This window comes from Flavonifractor sp. An91, from assembly GCF_002159225.1.
Lineage (GTDB): Bacteria > Bacillota > Clostridia > Oscillospirales > Oscillospiraceae > Flavonifractor > Flavonifractor avicola.
In genome coordinates this window covers 1-21,046 of record NZ_NFHA01000042.1, presented here as the reverse complement: position 1 = coordinate 21,046, position 21,046 = coordinate 1, and the positions used below count along the sequence as shown (strand labels likewise).

Annotated in this window: 19 protein-coding genes; 4 read left to right on the top strand and 15 right to left on the bottom strand. The window is 47.6% G+C overall.

What is annotated here, in order from left to right; translation table 11 throughout:
* Positions 1–112: 112 nt before the first annotated feature.
* From B5G42_RS15795 to B5G42_RS15745, 10 genes are all read right to left on the bottom strand, one after another.
* Positions 113–1,276 (bottom strand): glycosyltransferase family 4 protein, encoded by a 1,164-nt coding sequence (locus tag B5G42_RS15795; RefSeq protein ID WP_140399872.1) that lies wholly within the window; start codon positions 1,274–1,276, stop codon positions 113–115.
* A 137-nt stretch (positions 1,277–1,413) separates the two neighbouring features.
* Positions 1,414–2,526 carry a hypothetical protein gene (locus tag B5G42_RS15790; protein WP_087272394.1) on the bottom strand — a complete coding sequence of 371 codons (1,113 nt, stop codon included), beginning with the start codon at positions 2,524–2,526 and terminating at the stop codon, positions 1,414–1,416.
* A gap of 1 nt (position 2,527) precedes the next feature.
* Positions 2,528–3,439 (bottom strand): glycosyltransferase family 2 protein, encoded by a 912-nt coding sequence (locus B5G42_RS15785; protein WP_087272391.1) that lies wholly within the window; start codon positions 3,437–3,439, stop codon positions 2,528–2,530.
* Complete coding sequence (locus B5G42_RS15780) at positions 3,405–4,466, bottom strand: glycosyltransferase family 4 protein (protein WP_087272389.1); 1,062 nt, start codon at positions 4,464–4,466, stop codon at positions 3,405–3,407. Before B5G42_RS15780 ends, B5G42_RS15785 begins: the two co-directional genes overlap by 35 nt.
* Before the next feature lie 10 nt (positions 4,467–4,476).
* The gene (locus tag B5G42_RS15775) at positions 4,477–5,214 is read right to left on the bottom strand and encodes a glycosyltransferase family 32 protein (RefSeq protein WP_275532455.1); all 738 of its coding nucleotides are present in this window, start codon (positions 5,212–5,214) and stop codon (positions 4,477–4,479) included.
* Positions 5,214–6,017, bottom strand: coding sequence for a glycosyltransferase family 2 protein (locus B5G42_RS15770; RefSeq protein WP_087272382.1), 804 nt, complete (start codon positions 6,015–6,017; stop codon positions 5,214–5,216). Before B5G42_RS15770 ends, B5G42_RS15775 begins: the two co-directional genes overlap by 1 nt.
* Before the next feature lie 509 nt (positions 6,018–6,526).
* Positions 6,527–7,684 (bottom strand): glycosyltransferase family 4 protein, encoded by a 1,158-nt coding sequence (locus B5G42_RS15760; RefSeq protein ID WP_087272376.1) that lies wholly within the window; start codon positions 7,682–7,684, stop codon positions 6,527–6,529.
* Complete coding sequence (locus tag B5G42_RS15755; protein ID WP_087272373.1) at positions 7,656–8,264, bottom strand: acetyltransferase; 609 nt, start codon at positions 8,262–8,264, stop codon at positions 7,656–7,658. The genes B5G42_RS15760 and B5G42_RS15755 overlap by 29 nt, the downstream gene beginning before the upstream one ends.
* A complete protein-coding gene (locus tag B5G42_RS15750; RefSeq protein WP_087272370.1) occupies positions 8,261–8,905 on the bottom strand; it encodes a sugar transferase in 645 nt (214 codons plus the stop codon). The genes B5G42_RS15755 and B5G42_RS15750 overlap by 4 nt, the downstream gene beginning before the upstream one ends.
* A 16-nt stretch (positions 8,906–8,921) precedes the next feature.
* Positions 8,922–10,148 carry a DegT/DnrJ/EryC1/StrS family aminotransferase gene (locus B5G42_RS15745; protein WP_087272367.1) on the bottom strand — a complete coding sequence of 409 codons (1,227 nt, stop codon included), beginning with the start codon at positions 10,146–10,148 and terminating at the stop codon, positions 8,922–8,924.
* A gap of 767 nt (positions 10,149–10,915) precedes the next feature.
* Here B5G42_RS15745 and B5G42_RS15740 point away from each other — a divergent pair.
* Entirely contained in the window at positions 10,916–12,217 is a 1,302-nt protein-coding gene (locus B5G42_RS15740; RefSeq protein WP_242961253.1) for a phage tail sheath family protein, read from the top strand.
* 11 nt (positions 12,218–12,228) lie between these two features.
* A complete protein-coding gene (locus B5G42_RS15735; RefSeq protein WP_242961252.1) occupies positions 12,229–12,654 on the top strand; it encodes a phage tail protein in 426 nt (141 codons plus the stop codon).
* Between the two features lie 73 nt (positions 12,655–12,727).
* Here B5G42_RS15735 and B5G42_RS15730 read toward each other — a convergent pair whose 3' ends face one another.
* The 3 genes from B5G42_RS15730 to B5G42_RS15720 form a co-directional block, all read right to left on the bottom strand.
* Complete coding sequence (locus B5G42_RS15730; protein ID WP_087272365.1) at positions 12,728–14,194, bottom strand: recombinase family protein; 1,467 nt, start codon at positions 14,192–14,194, stop codon at positions 12,728–12,730.
* Between the two features lie 109 nt (positions 14,195–14,303).
* Positions 14,304–16,052, bottom strand: a complete 1,749-nt coding sequence (locus B5G42_RS15725) for a DUF927 domain-containing protein (RefSeq protein ID WP_140399871.1) — start codon at positions 16,050–16,052, stop codon at positions 14,304–14,306.
* Entirely contained in the window at positions 15,995–16,351 is a 357-nt protein-coding gene (locus tag B5G42_RS15720; protein ID WP_087272358.1) for a hypothetical protein, read from the bottom strand. Before B5G42_RS15720 ends, B5G42_RS15725 begins: the two co-directional genes overlap by 58 nt.
* Positions 16,352–16,703: 352 nt before the next feature.
* Between B5G42_RS15720 and B5G42_RS15715 the strand changes: the two genes are divergently transcribed.
* Positions 16,704–18,581 (top strand): hypothetical protein, encoded by a 1,878-nt coding sequence (locus tag B5G42_RS15715; RefSeq protein ID WP_087272355.1) that lies wholly within the window; start codon positions 16,704–16,706, stop codon positions 18,579–18,581.
* A 1-nt stretch (position 18,582) separates the two neighbouring features.
* Here B5G42_RS15715 and B5G42_RS15710 read toward each other — a convergent pair whose 3' ends face one another.
* Positions 18,583–19,191 (bottom strand): recombinase family protein, encoded by a 609-nt coding sequence (locus B5G42_RS15710; protein ID WP_087272353.1) that lies wholly within the window; start codon positions 19,189–19,191, stop codon positions 18,583–18,585.
* Between the two features lie 121 nt (positions 19,192–19,312).
* Here B5G42_RS15710 and B5G42_RS15705 point away from each other — a divergent pair, with 121 nt between their 5' ends.
* Complete coding sequence (locus B5G42_RS15705) at positions 19,313–19,969, top strand: HI0074 family nucleotidyltransferase substrate-binding subunit (protein WP_087272350.1); 657 nt, start codon at positions 19,313–19,315, stop codon at positions 19,967–19,969.
* 101 nt (positions 19,970–20,070) lie between these two features.
* On the opposite strand, the gene B5G42_RS15700 is transcribed toward B5G42_RS15705, so the two are convergent.
* Positions 20,071–20,988, bottom strand: coding sequence for a class II glutamine amidotransferase (locus B5G42_RS15700; protein ID WP_087272348.1), 918 nt, complete (start codon positions 20,986–20,988; stop codon positions 20,071–20,073).
* Positions 20,989–21,046 lie beyond the last annotated feature (58 nt).

Sequence of the window (21,046 nt, the reverse complement as noted above, 5' to 3'; positions counted from 1 at the left end):
GGGCTGGCTACGCCTCCAGTGTAAAGGAACTATTCAAATTGTAAATGGCTGTTTTCAGTTGACCAAAATTGGCGTTTTTCGCCTGACCCGGAATGGCGATTATCGCCTGACGCTAACATTGCCTATTTTCTTCGCAAAATATGCAAATAATATTATCTATTATTTGTGCAACATCAATTTTCTTATAATATACTTTTGCATTCTGTGAAAACTGAGCATAGTCATTTTTAATTTTATTTAAATCTTTTAAAATGGCAGATCTGTCTTCAAAGTCACAAACACAACCTATTTTATTGCTTAATACCTCAAAACGTAGCCCCGGTATATCGTTTGCTATAACAGGCAAGCCCAATCCCGTATATTCATAAATTTTGTTGGGAGCACAAAATAGAGCGTTTAGCCCCTGAACCTGATTAATACTTACATACATTAACAATCCTATATCAGCATATTGAGCAACAGCCAAATGCATTGGGGGGGTATAACTCCCCAAGTAATCAAACACATGTCCATATTTTTTTTCAAGTTGATTCAGATACTCTGATTCACGTCCCATTACAGCCAATCTATACTCACTATTTTTACAGATGTCAAGAATTGGCTCCAGCGGCCGTTCCGGTCCGATCCCACCCATATATAGGATCACCTTTTTGCCCTGCAACTGAGCATGTTTAATCCTTCCGACCGCTTCTTTTGCCTCAGGTGAAAGCTGTATATGATTGATTTTAATATCAGATTTGTTCGGTAGTACGATAGGCAGCTTATTGAGTGAGTATCTGCTCTTAATAATATGCGCTCTGTTATACTCTGGCACAATTACCCTAGCCGCGTTACGAGCTGCACGTTCAATCTTGCGATTTAGAAATGTCTTTTCATGCATTTCATACATTGTAAACAAATATTTTTCATGTTTGAGGAAAGATGTTCCCCCAAGTATTACGGTCATTTCATTGACAACCCAAAGTAAACTTGCTTCTGTTTTTTCCTTTTTAATTGTTTTAGATAGCTTCCTAGCTATAATTTTTTTTACAAGATTATCAACCCTAAAGCAGAGCCCCGATATTCCTTTTATGTAAGGTATCTTTTTGGTAAGCCATATTTCTTTAGGCCATAGAAATACATTTCTTACATTCTTCAGCCCAAGGCTAGGCAAATAATTATCGGGGTAAATTGTAATATATACCACTTCATGGCCCATTTCAGATAGCTTTTGAATAAGCGTAATTGTTGGCGGCATCCACTCTATTCTTTCAAATGTCGGCATTACTATTTTCATATTGAGCGCTCCAATCAGCATTAATTTGCGGAATAAAGCCTGCTTGATAAACAACATGTACACATATCAGAGATAATTAAATACACTGAACACTTTTGTAATAATAAATCGCAGATTTCCTATTACTGCACATAATTTCAGTTAATTTGTTTTTGCATCATTTTTGCACGCCCTAAGAGAAGGCCTAAAATAACAAAAAGGATTGGATTTCCACGTACTTGAATCAGCCCAAGTTCTACTGTTTGATGAATCCAGACAATAATATATACGCTAGCTAAGCTTATCAACAGTCCATCTTCCATCGCATTGCGCACTTTGTCAAAGCAACTTTTGATACATGCAAGCCATATGGTGTATCCCACAACACCCCAACCAACAAGTGCCGTCACCGCACTATTATGCCAATTTCCTGCTAATGTTCCGGTGCCAAATAGTATATTCTTCCCAAGGCGTATAAATCCACTATACCAAATTTCATCCCGCCCATTAAAAATAGGCTTGCTAAATGTTTTATAGCTCCAAATATTAAGTTGGTTGATAAATTCCATATTTCGAATAGTTACAATAAAGATAGCCACAATTAAAGGAATGAGCAAAAGAACAATAGTTGCGCGTTTATTTTCAATAATCTTATTCATAGGAATGATGCGAAAACACGATAAAACTATTATAATAGAAAATAATATTGAACTTCTTGAATTTAAACTTTCGAGCAAATAAAAATACACCAAAGAGTATACAATCATTGCAAATACTTTTTTTATATCTCTTATTTCAGACACTGAGGCGGCAAAAACGGCATAACTAAAAAATCCGATCATTGAGATACTATTTCCATCCCAGCCAGAAAGAATAGCGGTATAATTTGCAACTATTAGTATTAAAAACCCCAAACCGCCATAAATAACGCCTATTATAGTCATGCTTTTTTTAGAAATTTTAAATTCAGATAACAAAATAGCAAGCAAATATAGCCATATATATTCAAAATAGGTATTACCGTATCTAATTTCAGTATATAAATTATGAATAATAACATAAACAGCAACAAAGAATACGCTTCTATTAATCTTTTTAAATTTACCTTTTAATACACTAAAGCACATAAATGCAACTACGGTAATAAGCATTGTTCTTTCGTAGATATGATAGGATTGGCCAATACCCGATCCATATGATAATCCAACTATCCATAGTGCGCTAACAGTTAATATTAAAAGTAAATTTAACTTTTTATCATTCGTATACATATTATTTATTCTTTTCCCTAAAAATAGCATAAACTATATACATTGCAACTCCCATGGGGTACGACAAGCAAACGAGTGTTTTGTGCTTACCGCAGTACTTTCCTTCCTTTGAGCGAGAAAGCAAGCTATACGCAACATATCTAAACGCTGATATATAGCGCTGCACCAATGTACACTTCAGGTCTATTCTGTGGCCGTAAAACCATTTCATGGATACCGCATTATTAATCATTAGCATCCTAAAATTTGCAGAATAGCCTCCTTCCATATATTCGCACACACATAAACTTTTGGGCAATAGATGACATTCATATTGATTGTCAAAGCAATCATAGAGATATGTCTCTGGGAAAAACTTTACTCCCTTTGGTTCAGGTATTACAAATTGGCGAATCAGCTGTGTTTTATAGATCAAGGATCTGTCTCCACCGCATTTATAATTGTTAATTAGATTAAATAATGTACTTTTTACTAAAGAATCTGGAAACGGGGCACCAATAATATCCTCATGACCAGTTTCTTTTTTATAGGCAATAATTCCAACAGGATTCTTTTGCTTGATAAAAGTTACTATATCTAATATTGCATTATCTTCTAAAAAGTCGTCAGAATCTACACAAAAAAAATACTCTCCCGCAGCATTTTTAAGCCCGACATTTATAGCGGTATGTTTCCCTCCATTAACTTTATAGATATAGTTAATCGATATTTTATTTTCTTGAATATAGCTTTCGACAAGTTTTTTAGTTCCATCTGATGAGCCATCATCAACTATGAGCCACTCAAATTCACCGCAGCTTTGACGCACCAGGCTTTCATAAAGCCTGGGCAGAGTAGTCGCTCTGTTAAATGTTGGAGTAAAAATTGTAATACCACATTTAGGATTCAAAATAAATCCGCTCCATTTCTTCAACCCATCTTGTTATTCCATACATTTTCTCCACCTCTTCAGAGACTTTCACTTTAGCCCCCTCAGAAAACCAATGCCGTTTATTTAAATATTGTTCCATGCATTGCGCAAGTTCTTCTTCATTTTCGCACGCAAACGTCAGTACTGTTTCATACTTTGTAGCCCATTTATTGCCAGGTATTTCGCTAACAATGGCAGGCTTTCCCATATATAGTGCTTCTAGTAAAGCATACGAAAAGCATTCTCTTCTGCTGGCGCTCAAAAACACCGACGATTCATTATAGTATTCGCTAATATCTTTACTAGGAGGAAGTTTTTGAATGAAGCTTTCTAAATCTGCATAATTTTTATCAACCCAATCCCATGTACTATCATATCCTACAATTCCCACGGTCCATCCACTATACCTGCTTCTCAATATTCTGCAAGCATTCAATAGGATATCTAATCCCTTAACTTGATAAAATCCCCCAAATATCAAAAAATCGTATTTAGGCAAAACACTGCCATCATACTTGAGCCGCCTGACATCAATACAATTGGCCAGTTCCCGTATTCTGCTGTTATCAAACCCCAACTCCTCAACACGGTTTGCATAATGTCTACTAGGCGAAATTAAAGTTACTTTTTGGCTCAAATATTTGTATTGTAGCTTGTTAATTATTCGGTGGGGTAAATCTATTTCGTCATCAAATGAATCATGCAAATGCCAAAAGAGCCTTTGGTTTTTTTTACGCGCCAGAGCTGCAATACAGTCATACAATTCAAAATGAGAATGGATTATATCTGCATTCTTCATGGCATCTCTTACTTGCCGATATGTTTTTATACTAAAACGGTTCATCCCCGCAAAATAAACTATCGCCTTCTTTTGGATCTGTAAACACCATTCTGTATTTCGTACACTTTCAGGAAATAAGTATCTAGTTTCAATATCTTTTTTCCTCAATTTCTCATCAAGCGATAGGAGCGAAGCAATAAAGTTTCCCCCATATGGTGCCGTATATGCACATACCTGCAAAATAATCATAAAGCTTTTCCTACGCTTTCCTAAATAGATTGCACCCAAAAATACGATGAATTGGACGCATAATTTTTGCTCTGATGACCGCCGGTTTGCTAATCCAGCTTTTAGAGTACCAGTGTATAGAAATTGTACGTTCCGTTCTTTTTAGTCGCCCTGTTGCATTTTCAAAAGGATTAAAAAACTCTTCGGAATAGACGGTCGCTCCATCAATTTCTTGTAATTCTCCATTAAGCTGTAATCCGAACGGAATCAGCGCCTGTGTATTTAACTGAGGACAAGGAACCATCGGATATTCTTGTTTCCTCGGTTCCAGTTTAAGATATGTGCGCATCATCGCTCTTATTGTTTTACTATGAGCCTCCGCCCCAAATCCTTGTCCGGTATTTACATTGGAATGATTTTCAAACCCATAAAATGCCTCGTGTTCCAGCAAAAAATCAGGATTTTTTACTAATTCTACGTCGGTGTCAAAATAGATTCCTCCATACTTCTCTACAACCACCAATCGGACAAAGTCACTAAGAAATGCCCACTTTTTCTGCTGATAACAATACTGCGCATATGGGTAGGCAAAAATATCGAAATTGTCCTCGTTCCATTCCACAATTTCATAGTCAGGGCAATATTTTTTCCAGCTGGCAATACACTTTTGCGCAAGCTTGGGCTTTTCTCCCCTGCCAAACCAGCAGTAATGTATCTTTTTGGGTATCATAGGCTCCTCCCCAACTACAGAATCAAATTTTAGTTCGATTAGTTTTGTCTCATCTTCCGTTTGTGAAGCACACTATAAATGCCTTTGGGTAAAAGCCCCACAATTATAGGGCGTACTATCCAAATATAATTTTTAGTTGAAAGATGTAGTCTGCGAATTGCAGAGATAGTTACTCTTGCTTCGTTGATTCGATACCTAAATTTTCTGCGAGCTGTGGCATTTCTGTCATCACGCATCATATAAAGAGGCTCTTTTAGTACATATCCTCTGTAGCCTCGCTCATACATACGCACCCACAGATCCCAGTCTTCCACACGCAGCCGCTTAGGATCTTCACTATATCCATTTACTGCCCGGTATGCCTCTACCCGCACCATACAAGGTGCATGGCAGAATGGCGTAGACCGTGCTATAGTCTCAATACTGGGTTCCCCTCCTCCAGTACCTGATCTAAAAATACCCTCTTCATCAAAATAATGCATCGGTGTACTGACAATTGCATATTGAGGATGCTCGTCCAAAAACGCTACTTCCCGTTCAAAACGCAATGGCAACGAAGTATCATCGCCATCCATACGTGCAATATATTCCCCCCGCGCCACTGCCAAGCAGCGATTTAGAGTATGATTCAGCCCCATATTCTTTTTATTCTGAAGAAGTATAAATTTATCCGGGTACTGCGTTACATACTTTTTTGCAACTTCATAAGTCCCATCCGAAGAACCATCATCGCACATAATCATTTCCCAGTCGGAAAATGTTTGATTAAGGATTGACTCAATTGCTTCAGGCAGCGTATTTGCACAATTATAGATCCCCATGATGATAGATACTCGTGGCATTTCTATCCTCCTTACTTTTCTAAAATAGTACCCTTTGCCGCCCGAACAATGCTATTATCTGGCACATCAAATGTAACCACTGCTCCAGCCCCAATCACTGAACCGCTCCCAATTCGCACATTTCCTATTATTTTTGCCCCTGCTCCAATAAGAACGTTATCTCCAATATTTGGCGCACCATTACGGCCTTCGCCAATGGTAACCTGATGATATATTACTACATTTTCCCAACTACAGCATTGTGCGAAACAACGATACCATACAAGCCGTGGGGCAATTGAGGGATTGATGCAAATCTGGCGCCAAATCCAAGATGTGCTCCTGTCGTCGCATTATTAATAGCATCACAACGCTTTACATAGTATAAATAATACCACTTTATGATCTTGGGCAACTTGCAATCCGCCGACACGATCTTGTTGCGCCTACACCAATATTTTTTCTCATTGTAATGCTGTAAATGGCCCCGTATGATACGTTGAAATGGCGACAGCCTAATATCATGTCTGTTATCCATTTCCATATAGCAACTTTCGCTTTCTGTCAAATATTTTTTTACATAGCTTTTTGCTATCAAATTTCTCTGACGCAAAATTTGCACAATATTCAGAAGATAGCCCGTTGGATTTTATCATGCTTTTTTTCATTGCAGCTGTAAGAGCTGCCACATCCTTTGGCGGAATGACGTATGCTGTTTTATCTTTTTCTATCGCATCAATTGGGCCTGGGATATTACTTACGATGGCGGGCGTACCAACTGCCGCCGCCTCTATAATAACATTGCCAAAGCCTTCCCTATAACTAGGTAGCAAAAGAATATCTATGGCTGCATAATATCGTTCCACATCGGACACTGGATGATGAAATTGAATATTAGGATCTTGGCGCGCATTTTGAAGAAGCGTTTGGTCGAGCGTATCCAGCCCTTCCTCTGCTCCAACCAATAACAGTTTTGCCTCACTTTTACAGGCGGAAAACGCTTCCAGAATCTCATTAATACCTTTATCGCGGGTAATGCGTCCGACAAATCCAAACACAAAGTCGTCCTCGCCATAACCTAGTTCTGACCTGATCTGTTGTCGCCATTCATTTCGTTTTGAACAATCAAATCTGGATAAATCTACCCCGCCTGTGCTACCATTCCACACTACAACCGCTTTCTCTCTGGGAAAGAGGTTTTCTTGAATTCCAAGCTCCAAGTTAGATTGACTGACGCATTCAATGGAAGTAGAGAATGTGCAAGAAATCTTCTCAATTATTTTAAGGATAATTCGTCCTATACCAGTTGCACCCAGATATCGAAATCCCATCAGGTGGTAATTGCGCACCTTAATTCCTGCTAATTTTGAAGCTATTGATGCACAAAAAGCAGCATTTGGCGTAGAGTATTGCACAAGATCAAACCGCCCTTTTTTTATGATATTATGTAAGTCTTTGATGGCATGTAGTGATCCCAATAACGACAACCCTCTAGGAATATTGATAGGAATATAATGGATGTCAGCTCCCAGCTCCTGCTGCAATTTACAATCATCACTGCATATCACAGAAACATCATATCCGTGCCTAGCCAAAAATTTTAGTTGCGGGATAAAAAAAGCCCGAACCGTAACCGGAATGGTCACAATATAACATATTTTATTTTTTGCGTGCTGGAACTCCGACATAGGTTCCTTCCTCCACAATTGATTTACACACCACAGTACCAGCCCCAATCATACAGTTAGCACAAATATTTATATTATTGCTTACGGTCGCACCGGCCCCTACCCACGTATGATGCCCTATCTGAACTGTTCCAGCTATATGAGCACCCACTGCCACATGTACATAGTCTTCTAATACATTATCATGATCCACCGATGCGCAGGTATTGACAATACATCCTTTTCCGATTACGCTTCCAGGATTGATCACAGCTCCAGCCATGATTGCAGTGCCAGGTAATATTTGCACATCTTCAGCCACAACAGCGGCTGGGTGAATCAAGACCGGAACATGTATTCCCCGTTTTTCCATCTCTTCTTGGAGTCTTTGCCGCACCAGAGCATTCCCAATAGCAACAAACCCATCACATTCAAAGTGGAAAATATCTTGACTTTTACCCGCAACAGGATAATCTCCGCACTGCACTCTATCAGCATTATCATCAAAGAAAACAATTTCCTGGTAGCAACCCATTTTTTTTGCAATATCAGCCACTACCTTTCCATGGCCGCTTGCCCCGATAATTCCCAATTTCTTCATTGTTTCACCGCAGTTCCTCTAAACTCTTCCATGGTAGCAGCGGTCTCAGAGCTGATTCCTTCACGCTTGACAAATGCCTTCATAACGGTGCTGAAAATAATATGTACATCCCCTAAAAATGTAATATGGTCCACATATTCTACATCTAATTTAAACTTTTCCTCCCACGACACGGCATTTCGCCCATTAACCTGGGCATAACCAGACAGACCGGGGCGCACCTCATGGCGGCGGCGCTGCTCCTCATTGTAAAGAGGCAGATATTTCACCAGCAGAGGTCTGGGGCCGATTACGCTCATATCTCCCTTGAGGATATTGAACGCCTCGGGAAGCTCGTCCAAGCTGGTAGCGCGCAGCAGTTTTCCAAATTTGGTCAGCCGAACATCATCGGGCAGCTGGTTGCCATGCTCATCCCGCGCATCTGTCATGGTGCGGAATTTATACAGCTTGAAGATCTTCTCATCCTTTCCGGGCCGATCCTGGGTGAACAGCACCGGGCTGCCCAGTTTGACCCGCACCAGGATGGCCACAATGACGTACAGCCAACAAAACACAATAATGGCTGCCAAAGCGCAAAAAATATCAATGGGCCTCTTAATAAAACGCTCATAAGGGCCATAAGGCTTATGCTTGGTCTTCAATCTTCTTCCCCCTCGGTCACATAAAGCAGCTGCGGATCATCTCAATGATCGCATCCTGCTCCTCAACCGTCATCTTATTGTCGCTGGGCAGGCACAATCCCCGCTGGAAAATATCCGCTCCCACATCTTCCACGCCGCCGGCAATATAGGCATTGGTACGAGCCCGGCCATTCCCCTGCCGGGTCACAAAGCCGTTCATCCGATAGATGGGCTGCATATGCATGGGCTTCCAGATGGGACGGCCCTCGGCATTATACTTAGCCAGCGTTTCCAGAATCTCTGTGGGACAGCTCTTGCCGGGTTCGCTGATATACAGAGCATCCGTCTCACCCCTCACCTGGCGGCACATGGCCTCCCGGTCGATCAGCAGGCAGGACAGCCAGAAGTTGGGCTCAGAGTTCTCCCCATCGTAGGGATTCATGGTAACAGGCAGATCCTTCAGCCCCTCCTGATAGCGCATATAAATGGCTTTCTTCTGGGCAATATGCTCCTCCAGGTGCGGATACTGGCCCCGCACAACACCGGCGATCACGTTGCTCATGCGGTAGTTGTAGCCCAGTTCCTCATGCTGGTACCAAGGAGCATTCTCCCGGCTCTGGGTGGACCACTTCCGCGCCTTGTTGGCCGCCTCCAGATCATCAGTCAACAGCATACCACCGGAGCTGCCGGTGATAATCTTGTTCCCATTAAAGGAAATCGCGTTATACATACCAAACGTTCCGGTCTGTACCCCTTTATAAGTAGCGCCCAGAGATTCGGCAGCATCCTCAATCAACACCGCTCCATGAGCATCACAGATGGCGCGAATCTCGTCCAGCTTTGCCGGCGTGCCATACAGGTTGGCCACCACCACCACTTTGGTCTGGGGATAAAGCTCAAAGGCCTTTTCCAGCGCCACCGGGTCCATATTCCAGGTATCCCGCTCGGTGTCGATAAAGACCGGTACACCGCCCTCATATACCACCGGGTTGACCGTAGCCCCAAACGTCATGTCAGAGCAAAACACGGTATCGCCCGGCTTTACTCCAGCCAGCTTTACGCACAGATGAAGGGCGGCCGTTCCTGCTGAAAGCGCTACAGCATACTTGCATCCCACCTTTTCGCAGGTCAGCCGCTCCACTTCATTGATATTCTCTCCAACTGTAGACATCCAGTTGCTCTCATAGGCCTGGGTCACATAGTTCAGTTCCTCCCCATGCATGGTAGGGGTGGAAAGCCAAACTTTTTTCTCAAAAGGCTTCATTTATCCTCTCTCCTGTAAAACAATAGTTGTACGCAGCAAATCGACCCACAGCTCATAGATGGCAGTGGGTCGGTTTCTTATGTCGATTCTGTTTTTATGCATGAAAATAAGGCTTACTGCACCTTGCTCAGGACTCTCTTTCAGCAGCCGTCTCATACACCCAAATCCGACCAAAACACTTACAGAAATACCACCTGCGACATTATAATACCTCCCTAATTATACCGATATTGTATTCTCCTTGCAATATTCTAAAGATAAAAAAACAGCGAAAAAAGTCTCACTTTTTACACAAACAGTTGGGTTTAGCTAACTACCAATATCCTGTGAATATTTTTGACCGCTTATTTATGACCAACTAAATCGCCAAAATTCGACCGCGTACAGAGGTCACATGGCGTCAAGCGGAGACAGCAGCTCAGAAAATGATTGTCAATATTTTTCGACCGGATTATAATGGAAACAACTATAAATGCAGGATAGCAGTGTCTCTATTCCGGTGTGTGCGTAGAAAGAAGGGACACATATGGCAGAATATCTGACTTGGGGTGCCACGCTCATGGGGGGTGTCGGCACCAGTACCGCGGGATTTATCGGTCTGGCGGAAAAGGGACCCACTGCGGGAACTCCTGTGCTCATTACCAGCTTTGCCGAATACCAGCGCCGGTTCGGCTCCTATCTCTCTCCTCAGCGGTACGGCAGCAACCGGTTCCTTCCCAATGCGGTAGAGCACTTCTTTAACCAACGGAGGCAACACCTGCTATGTAATGCGGGTGGTACCCGAGGACAGCACCCGGGCAACGGTCACCCAGGGCCGCTTTACCTTTACCGCCAAGGATCCCGGTGAATGGGGCAACCAGCTGAGCATTGTAATAACAGCCGACAGCAAGAGCAAAAGCCAGGTTCAGTCGGTGGCCGGCAAAGCGGATGACGCCTGCACCGCGGAGCTCCCCGTCCTGAACGTCGTGGTGAGTCACGGCAGCATAACCGAAACCTATTCCGGCTGCACCCTCAATCCAGACTCTTCCGACTACTTGATAACCCGGCTGCAGCTATCCCAGCTGGTGTCGGTAACGGCGGAGCCGGCAGATCAGAGCCAGAAGGACAGCCAGAGCGCCCCCCTGGCCAGTCTGGGCGAAACGGACAACAGTCTGACCCTCCAACTGTCCGGCGGCACTGACGGAACCCTGTCCAATCCAGCCGCCAGTCTGTATAAGGGAAGCGCCGCCATCCCCGGCCAGCCCACCGGTCTGGCCGCCTTTACCGAGCTGTTCGATGTGAATATCATGGCCATTCCCGGTGTGACCGAGCAGGATGTGCAGGCCGCCCTTATTGCCCACTGCGAGACCATGGGCAATCGCCTGGCAGTGCTGGACACCCCCCAGGACAAGGTGAATATCGCCAGTCTGACAGCCTTCCGCAGCGTTTATGACAGCTCCTATGCCGCCATGTATGCCCCCTGGATCAAGGTGTTTGACCCCCTGTGCAACCAGTCCGTTCTCCAGCCCCCCTCCGGCGCTGTGTGCGGCATCTATGCCCGCAGCGATACCCAGCGCGGGGTGCACAAGGCCCCGGCAAACGAGGTGGTGCGGGGCTGTACCGGTCTAAGCGCCAACTACAATACCGCCGAGCAGGCCAAGCTCAACCCCATCGGGATTAACCTGATCCGCTCCATTCCCGGCCAGGGCACCCGGTTATGGGGCGCCCGCACCTGCTCCAACGACGGCAAATGGAAGTACGTCAACGTGCGGCGTCTCTTCTTCTTTCTGGAGCAGTCCATCCGGGCCCATACCAACTGGGTGGCCTCTGAGCTCAACGACGAGAGCCTGTGGACCAGGGTAAAGGGCACCATCACCATGTTCCTGGAGGCCCAGCGCCGCAACGGATCCCTGGCCGGTTCCATGCCGGACCAGGCCTACTATGTCAACGTAGGCACCGATACCATGACTCAGAACGATATTCTCAACGGGCAGCTCATCTGTGAGATTGGTGTGGCTCCGGTGCGCCCGTCTGAATTTGTGGTCTTCCGCATCACCCAGCGCACCCAAATCAACACCCAGCACTGCTGAGGAGGAATAAAATGATGGCGTATATTATCTCTCCATTCAAAAAATACAACTATAGGGTAACCATTGACGAGACAGAGGAGGCCGGATTTTCCGAAGTCTCCTCCCCCGACATTGCCGCCGACCCCATGGAGTACCGGCAGATGAATCCGGCACGCAAGACCCCCGGCATTCTGAAGTATTCCAACGTCACCCTGAAGCGTGGTACCACCGACTCCCTGGCCTTTATAAACTGGATGACCGAAGTGCAAAACAACACTATCAACCGCAAAACGGTTGTGATCACCCTGGTGGACGACGAGGGGAAGGACTCCGCGTCCTGGCAGCTGAAAAAGGCCTGGCCCACCAAGTACACCGCCCCAGACTTCAACTCCACCAGCAAGGAGGTAGCCATCGAAAGCCTGGAGCTGGTGTGTGAGGGTATTACCCGTACCATGTAAGATGCGTGGAGCCCCCACTCCAGGCAGACAAAAAATCAGAGGGTATAAGATGTCCTGCTTTGCACAGGGACACTTATACCCTCCAGATTACCTCCGCCTTCTCGCCTGACAGGCGGATCTCCCCTATGAACTGGGCTGCTACCAGTTTTTTCTGCTCGAAGGTCAGAGGACCAAATCTCAGATGCTCCGGCTTTGCCCTCGACGCCTTATGCAGCTTGCTCTGACGTTCCAGCAGTTCCCCCCGCTGCCTCTCCAGCTTTTCAATGGTCCGGTTGATGTAGGGCATGGTCAAATCGCTGCTCTCGGCCAGCGCGGATATGAGCCGTTCGATTTTCTGATCGATCTGTGCCAGAGCCTGGGCCGCCTCCCGGTCCTCTGCCGGACCGGCTTCCGTATCCGGACATTCCGCCAGCAGCTTTTCCAGCTCCGCTTCCACACAGGCCTCCAGCTCCCGAAGATCCACCCGGATGGATGCGTCACAAAGACCCAGGTTGGAACGCCCGCTGCAGATCAGATAATATTTATCTCTGTCCCGGTTTACTTTGACGCTGTACCCGCAGCAGCCGCATTTCAGCAGTCCGGACAGCCAGGTGTGCTTTCCACGCCCTGCACCGCCCAGCTGCCGGTTGGCGTCCAGCTTGTACTGGCATTGGAGCCACAGGGCGGACGGGATCAGCCCGTAATGGGTGGACAGGGAAAAGTGCTGCTCTTTCAGGTCCTGGTACTTGCCGGCACTCCGGTCCCGCTTGCCCACCACCATGCCGGCGTGGAGACCGTCGAACTCCTCCAGCCGGTTGGCGAAATTGAGTCCCTTCCCTTGATAGTAGAGGTAGACATCCTCGTCTGCCATGACATATACCGGACTATGTAAAATCCGGGACAAGGATACGTTGTCCCACACGGCCCGTTTTGGAGCCGGGATACCGTCCGCATTCAGAGCCCGGGCCACACTGCCCAGGCTTGCTCCCTCCATGGCATAGTCCTGAAAGATCCGCTCCACCACGGGCGCCTGTTCATTGGGCAGCAGGCCGGGGAGCAGGTTTCCATCCGGCCCCGGCAGCTTGCCGATCTCAAACCCATAGGGTGCGGGACCGCCGGGCCAGGCACCCAGCTTGGCCCGCTGATAATAGTTGTCCCGCACCCGCTGGGCGGTAGTCTCCCGCTCCAGTTGGGCAAAGACCATGATGATGTTCAGCATGGCCCGCCCCATGGGAGTGGAAGTATCAAAGGTCTCGTTGATGGAGACAAACTCCACGCCGTGCCGCTTCAAGAGCTCCCACAGCCGCCCGAAGTCGGCAATGGAGCGGGAGAACCGGTCCAGCCGGTAGACAATGATCTTTTGGATCAGGCCCCGTTCCACATCCTCCATCATGCGTTGGAAGGCCGGGCGATTGGTATTCTTGCCGGAATATCCCTTATCCTGATAGATCTGGACCTCTTCTCCCGCCTTTTGACGGCACAGATCAATTTGCCCCTGGATAGAGAGGCTGTCCGCTTTGTCCACGGACTGCCGGGCATAGATCGCGTCCAGAGCGGACACCTCCTTTTATCCCGTGATGTAAAAGCCGCTCCTTTAAATTGCCCGCCGCCTGCGCAATGCCGCGATGCAGGCACGGTAGACTTCCAGCAGGGCAGCGATGCGCTGGTCCTCAGAACCCTCTGAATGTGGATGCAGATGTACTATTTTCAAAACCATTCCCTCCTGTCTCAAATAATGCCGCTTTTTCCAGCTGGTCCAGCCGGATATGGTACACTCTGTGGAATCCTTGCGCCGGCTTCACGGTGTTGGCCTTGTCACTCTCGTGTGTGACCAGCACCCCGGCAAGCTTTAGCGCTCTCCCTATCCTATTCCGGTTGATCCCCCGATATCCATTCTGCACCGAGATGAACCATTCTGCCACGCCGGGCGGGAGAAACAGGTCCTGACCTCGGATAACAGCATAGCCCTCCTCCAGCTTTTTCAGTTTTTGGTGCACAGGAATTATTTTTTTCTGGATTCCCTTCCATAACAGACATGGGATGGATTCCTTGATAATGGCGGATTCGATGCGGTCAAGGATCTGCTTTTGCTTTTTGTTCCATATCTTGAGTGTCCGATCAAAGAACCTGATTGTCTCTTTGTAGCAGGTTTCGTCTGTCGCCCCCGTCTCTACTGCAAAGCGCATGAAACGCTCAAAGGCCCACTGCAGGCAGAACTGCCCGGTAGCCAACCGATCCAGCCGCTTGTTTTCTGTTGTGGCTTGGTAACGCTCCCGCAGCAGCTGTGCCTCCTGCTCATACCGGGGAAGAAACCATTCCAGAAAGGCTGACAAAGCCCCTGCGGCAATGCTGCGGTCATCCGTCCGCCCGCCTTTCATGGGATGGTCCAGGGACACAATAATACAACGGGTCACATCCGAAACCGTCTGCATATCAAACTCCGCGGTGATGGCTACCCCAGCCTCAGTGGAAGGAAGCATCCCGTGTTCGCCCGCTTTGGTCCGTACGGCACCCTTGTTGGCGGCCTCCCGGATGACTTGCGCGCCGGTTTGCAACCGCTTGCGCTGAGAATCCTTTCCCGTTGAGAGGCACAGATCGTCCAGCACGACAGGCAGATCCCGGGCCGCTCGCAGGTTTTCCCGAAAGCCAGCCATGGTGCTACCCGCTTCGGTAATCAGCGCAGGACGGCCGGTATTGTCCTGGTCGTACACTGCGAAAAAGCGCTTTACAGTTTCTGTTTTTCCCAACCCAGACCGTCCGCTGATGTAGAGCACACTGGCCAGCGGGATCCCGCACTCCAGAACCAGGCTCTGGAGTGCGGTCAGAATTCCAAATGCGAACACAGGGGTGGTAACGAATGGGTCGTTGGCCTGGAGGCGCTCCAGCAGTTCCTCTGCCTGCCGTCCTGATTCATACCGGGCCGGCTCCAAGTGCAGACGGGCAATATCCTGTGAAAAGATTGCGTCTACCTCACATCCTCCGATCACCCGGTTCCCGGCTACGAATACGGCCCCCTTTTCCAACCGGTGCAGCCCTGTCTGGCAAAATGCCAGCCCCCCTGTGTTCCTTTGAAGATATTCTGACAGACGTTCAGAGAGGCAGGCGGACAGGCTATCCCGGTAACGGCGCTGGTAGAGGCAGAGATCGGGATGCCGCTTCAGAAACTCCAGCTTGCCGATGCACTCCGCCGGAACCCGCTCCTGATAGCAACCTGCATCCGAGCGCAGATGAAGGTCGATGAATGCCAGCGCGCCACAGTTGGGCCCATCTGCCCATCGATAGATCTGGGTGACCGCAACTTCAAAATTGCATAGCCGTTTACCGTCACGATATATTCCCATACCACTCATAAAATTACCTCCTAATCGGGGAGAAGTTTGCGGCGCAAACAAATAATCTCGCCCTTGCTCCAGACCCACGCTCTGTTGTCCGCTGTAGATTCCCTGGACCGCTCCAGCAGCTCGCACAGCCTCTGATTGGCGCGGTCCATCCCGGCGATGGCTTGGTAAAGAACCGGGATCAGTTCCTGGTTGATTTCAGCGTTGTTCGATGCCTTCTTTTCCTTCTTCACCTTCCTTTTCTTCTTCGCCTTCTTTTTCCGCTTTTTTGTTTGCTTAAATTCTGTCATCGTCCCCCACTCGACGCCGGGCCGCATTACCTTCGCATCTGAACTGGCTGATGTAGTAGTCTGCTTCTCTGTCGTAAAACCTTTGAACATAGCATCTGCTCCTTTCTGTTTGATCCACCCCAATTGTATCGAATTTCCCCCAAAAGCTCGAATTTGCAAACATGAGCACATAAAACTAAAAATTGTTTCATTTTTCTCTATATAATTGCATTTTTCATTTCTTTAGACTCTTTATAGCGACTCACTTATCATTTGGTATTTATTGGAACATCGTTGCGTTTCTTTTTTATTTTCCCGTATCGTAATTAAATCGGCTCTTAATGGCGCATTTGCAAACAGGAGATCATAAAAACGAAACATTTTTTATGTAAAAATATTTTCTTTTTTTAAGTTGCATATTCCGGCAGTCGCTATATGTGCAGCAGAGGTTAGGATGGGTTTTATGGCAATGAGAAGACTAACACCGTCGGCCAGGGCACAGACAATGCTGAATAATACGCTAATTCCTCAAACGGATTCTCGCTACAAAAAGGTCTATGCTCTGATCCGTAACTTTCCCAAACAAATCAAGCAGAAGGCTCCGTTACGTGATAAATTACTTTCTTTTGAACGATGGTCGAGAGATTGTACAAACAGTTCATTTGAGGAGCAGATTGATGCATATCTCACTTTCTTAAGTGAAGACGGGATCCTTTATGCTGATGACAGAGAACGTCTTGTTACGTCAGAAAATAATTTGGCCTATCACAATATGGACTGTTACGCCAATACAAAACTCAGAGAACATTTTTCCAAGCGATATTGCTATTCCAAAACAAAAGAGATCCTGCGCGAGATGAATGTCAAAATGGATCCTGACATAGTCAGAAATATAGATTATGTTACCAGGACATGGCATTCCATACGGAATATATATCCTGATATCCCCCTCAAATGGGCACTGGAATTGGTTGTAAATTTAGTCAAGCAGTGTAACGCGCAGCACAAAACTGTCAGCGAAGTATTTCGGCGCGACAAAGAGGAAAGGTACTATCTCTTTGACAAGGATGCCAGGACCGTATTAAACCAGTTTATGGAAGAGCCGCTTACTGATATCCAGTATGAATCCGCGGTACGTCTCTGGCTCCCCGGTTATCTGGCTGCCGAGTATTGGTGGGCTCGCATCACAAGCAGAGCACCCAAATATTATCCTGATATCAACAAAACGATCTGGCGGCGATATCAAGAGATGCGTCGAGCAAAAACAGTCTTAAAAAAAGCTGTCCTTCCCAATCTTCGCTTGACCCAACTGGTCAAACTGAAAGCTATAATAGAACATCTTTTGCAGCAGGGCTTTTGCTTTGATCACGATGAAAATCAACCCGAACTCTCCCAGCCGCTGCCGCTTTTTATAAGAAATCAGTTAAAAAAGTCTCTCAGATCTTCAAATCATGCAAATAAAGAGGACTTTGCGCATACCTGTGAGATCGCCACGCTTCTCTTTCAACAATTATCTGATATTGATAAGCAGCAGGACACAGGGTACCAAATCTCTGCACTTGTCTGGTTTCTCTATCTGACCAAAGGGCGGCATCTACTTGCAGACACAAAATGGGATCAGTGCATCCGCGGATTTGATCTTTCACAGCTCAATTTTGGGGAGCAAAACCTTAATAATTATCGTGAACTTCTTACTGCACTGCAGTGTGTAGTCCCTACTGATGAAATATCCTGTGCCCTACAACGGGAACTCTTCCTAATACTGACAAACTATCCTTTGAATCAGATTCAGGATCCAGAATTTTTAGAATTACCTGTGATGAAAGCCTACCAAGCCGTTTGCTTATATGCAGACAAACAAATCTCTTTCGATCCAGCCATCTTGAAGTCATATCCCTGGTTTTGGCCGCAGAGAAAAGAATACAACAAAAGGGGCTGCGTTAAGATCCATTTGCAGATACGAGACTGGCTCATGACTCATCAAAATTTTCTTGCAAAAGAACAGAGGGCGTTGAAAAGAAGGGTTCTACGCAAAGCCGCCGAACAAGAGGCAGATGCCCAAGCGCGTAAGGCCCTGTATGTGAACACGCTGCGCGAAATGAGCACACTCTCAGAAAAGCGTTTTCCCGGTGAAGACTATCTGCTTCACCGAGAGAATCCGGCAATGCGTATTGCAAACTTCCGTTTGCCAGATAACCTTCCTGATGTCAGCAATCAAGATATGCAAAATTATCTTCGCCCTTGTATCGTAGAATATCTGGCGTTATCATTGCTGCGGGAAACACTTGCCGAGAAACTTAAATCTGAATTGGAAGTTATTTTGCAGCGCCAAATCAAGTAAGCTATCCAGAAAATCCGGGAAATCCGGGATATCCGGGTTTTTTCCCGGATTTCTTTTTGGCTCCAATCCATTTTATGCGCCGGTAAAAGGTCGCCTTGCTCATCCCCAGTTTCTTCATAGCCTGTACAGCTGTGATGTGGCCGGCGCGCCATTGATCGACTACAGCATCAAGATCAGCCGGCTGAATGGGCTTTCGCCCCTTGTATTTCCCCTGAGTCTTGGCAATCTCAATGCCCTCCCGCTGGCGCTGGAGGAGGTACGCCCGCTCCAGCTCGGCCACCGCACCAAAAACGGTAAGCATGAATTTTCCGGTGGGCGTGGCGGTGTCGATGGCCTCCTTCTGGGAGATAAAGACCACCTCCTTGACGGCCAGCTGCTCCACCAGCTCCAGCAGATCTTTCGTGTTGCGGGCGAAGCGGCTGATGGACTCCACAATGACAGTATCTCCCCGGCGGACGTAGGACATCATCTCTTTCAGTTGGGGCCGCTCAGCATTTTTGCCGCTTACCTTATCGATGTAGATTTGCTCCACACCCAGCGTTTCCATCAGTACCTCCTGACGCAGGGTGCTTTGCTCCTGGGTGCTTACTCTGATATATCCGATTTTCATAGTGGGATCGTTCTCCCTTCAACATGATCTCTGTTTTATTCTGTGGTATACTTTTCTTGTATTGTTGTGTGCGCTTGTCTGTGCTAAGATAGAGGAGCACAAACGCAGAGGAGGGGGCCGGATGGATCACCTGGTAGAAGAGATGAAAGCGGTAGCGGAGCGCTATCATGCCCAGCGGCTGTGCCTGTTTGGCTCCCGGGCCAGAGGTGATTTTCGCCCGGACAGCGACTACGACTTTGCCCTCTGGGGAGTCCCGGCTGCCTGTCAGCCTCAACTGCTGAATGCTGTGGATGACCTTCCCAGCCTCCATAAGATTGATGTGGTCTTTGTGGACGAGCACACATCCCAGGCGCTGTTAGATAACGTGAGAAAGGACGGAGTGATCCTGATGGACAAGTTTACGATCAAACGGGCGAATTTTGAGAGTGCCCTGCTTCGTCTGAAGGAGGGGCTTGCAGGATACGAGGGCGCTTCCGATCCGCAGCTGGCCCGGGATGGCATCATCCAGCGATTTGAGTTCACCTGTGAGTTGGCCTGGAAAACCACCAGGGAGTGGCTGCTGGACCAGGGCCATGTGGATCTGAACAGCCCCAAGGCGGTGATGCGGCAGGCCTTTGCGGACGGCCTGATCTCCGACAGCGACGGATGGATCGGCCTGCTCAACGACCGCAACATGACCTCCCATATTTACGATGAGAATACCGCCGACCAGATTTTCCGGCGGATCCAGACCTGCTACCTGTCCCTCTTTGAAGGCCTGCTGGAAAAGCTGATTTGACAGAACGAGTCCCAATAGGGTGTGCCGGACAACTGAGACGTCTCAAATGTCCGAAACCGACCCTATTGGGACTCTTTTTTACCGTCTCACTGGGGTATACCCTAACGATACTCCTGCCAGCCGGGGATGCCGTACAGCTCCTCCTCGATCTCATCGGTGGAATACCCGGCCTCCAGCAGCTCGTCGATGTCCTCCGGCGTATAGCCCAGAGCAGAGGCGATGTTCTTGAGGGTGCGCAGATAGCTCCGGTCCGGCTGATACGAGCGGGCACAGGGGTGCCATGGGCGATAGATGGGATAGGTCATGGTAAAGTGCCCTGCCGTAGTAAGGCCATGCTTGTCCCATCTCAGGATCTCCCCGTCTGAGAGCGGCACCTCCCGGAAGGGCTCCCCGGCCAGCCAGGTGCGGTTTACTGCCTGATGCAGAATGGCCAGGGTTGAGGCGTAGATGTACAGCCCCAGCCGCGGGTAATGCCAGATGGTCAGCGGGTTATCCCCCTTCACCAGGTACAGCCGGTCCTTATGGTCCAGCACCGTAAACACAAAGGAGCCCTCCACCGTCTCAGCCATCTCGCTCAGGCTGTCCGGTGTGAGGGCTCCCTGTTGCTCCAGCAGCTGCACCGCCACATAGCTGTCCGTCTGAATGTGGGTCTGGGGCAGCTTCTTACTCTTGCGCAGGCTCTTGTCGTTGTACAGCACCCCATTGTGGGCTAAGGCAAAGTGCAGCCTGCCCACCTTTCCCGCAAAGGGATGGTTATTCTGAGGGTATTTCGCGTCCCCCTGGGTCGTCATGCGGGTATGGCCCATTACCACTCTGGCGTCTCCCGGCACGAAGAAGCGGTGCTTGCGGGCGGGGCCTGGACCCTTGCAGATCTGGAGCCTGCCGCCGCTGTTGTAAGCGATGCCGGCGGCGTCCGTCCCCCGGACCTCGCTCTCCGCCGCCAGTGCCCGGATAAGCCTGGTCTTTTGCTTACCGGTGAGACTTCCGCTGTTGTCCATGATTCCAAAGAGACAGCACATCAGCTTTCCTCCTCGCTTTCCACAGGCTCGTTCACATAGAGCCGCCGTTCTTTCAGGT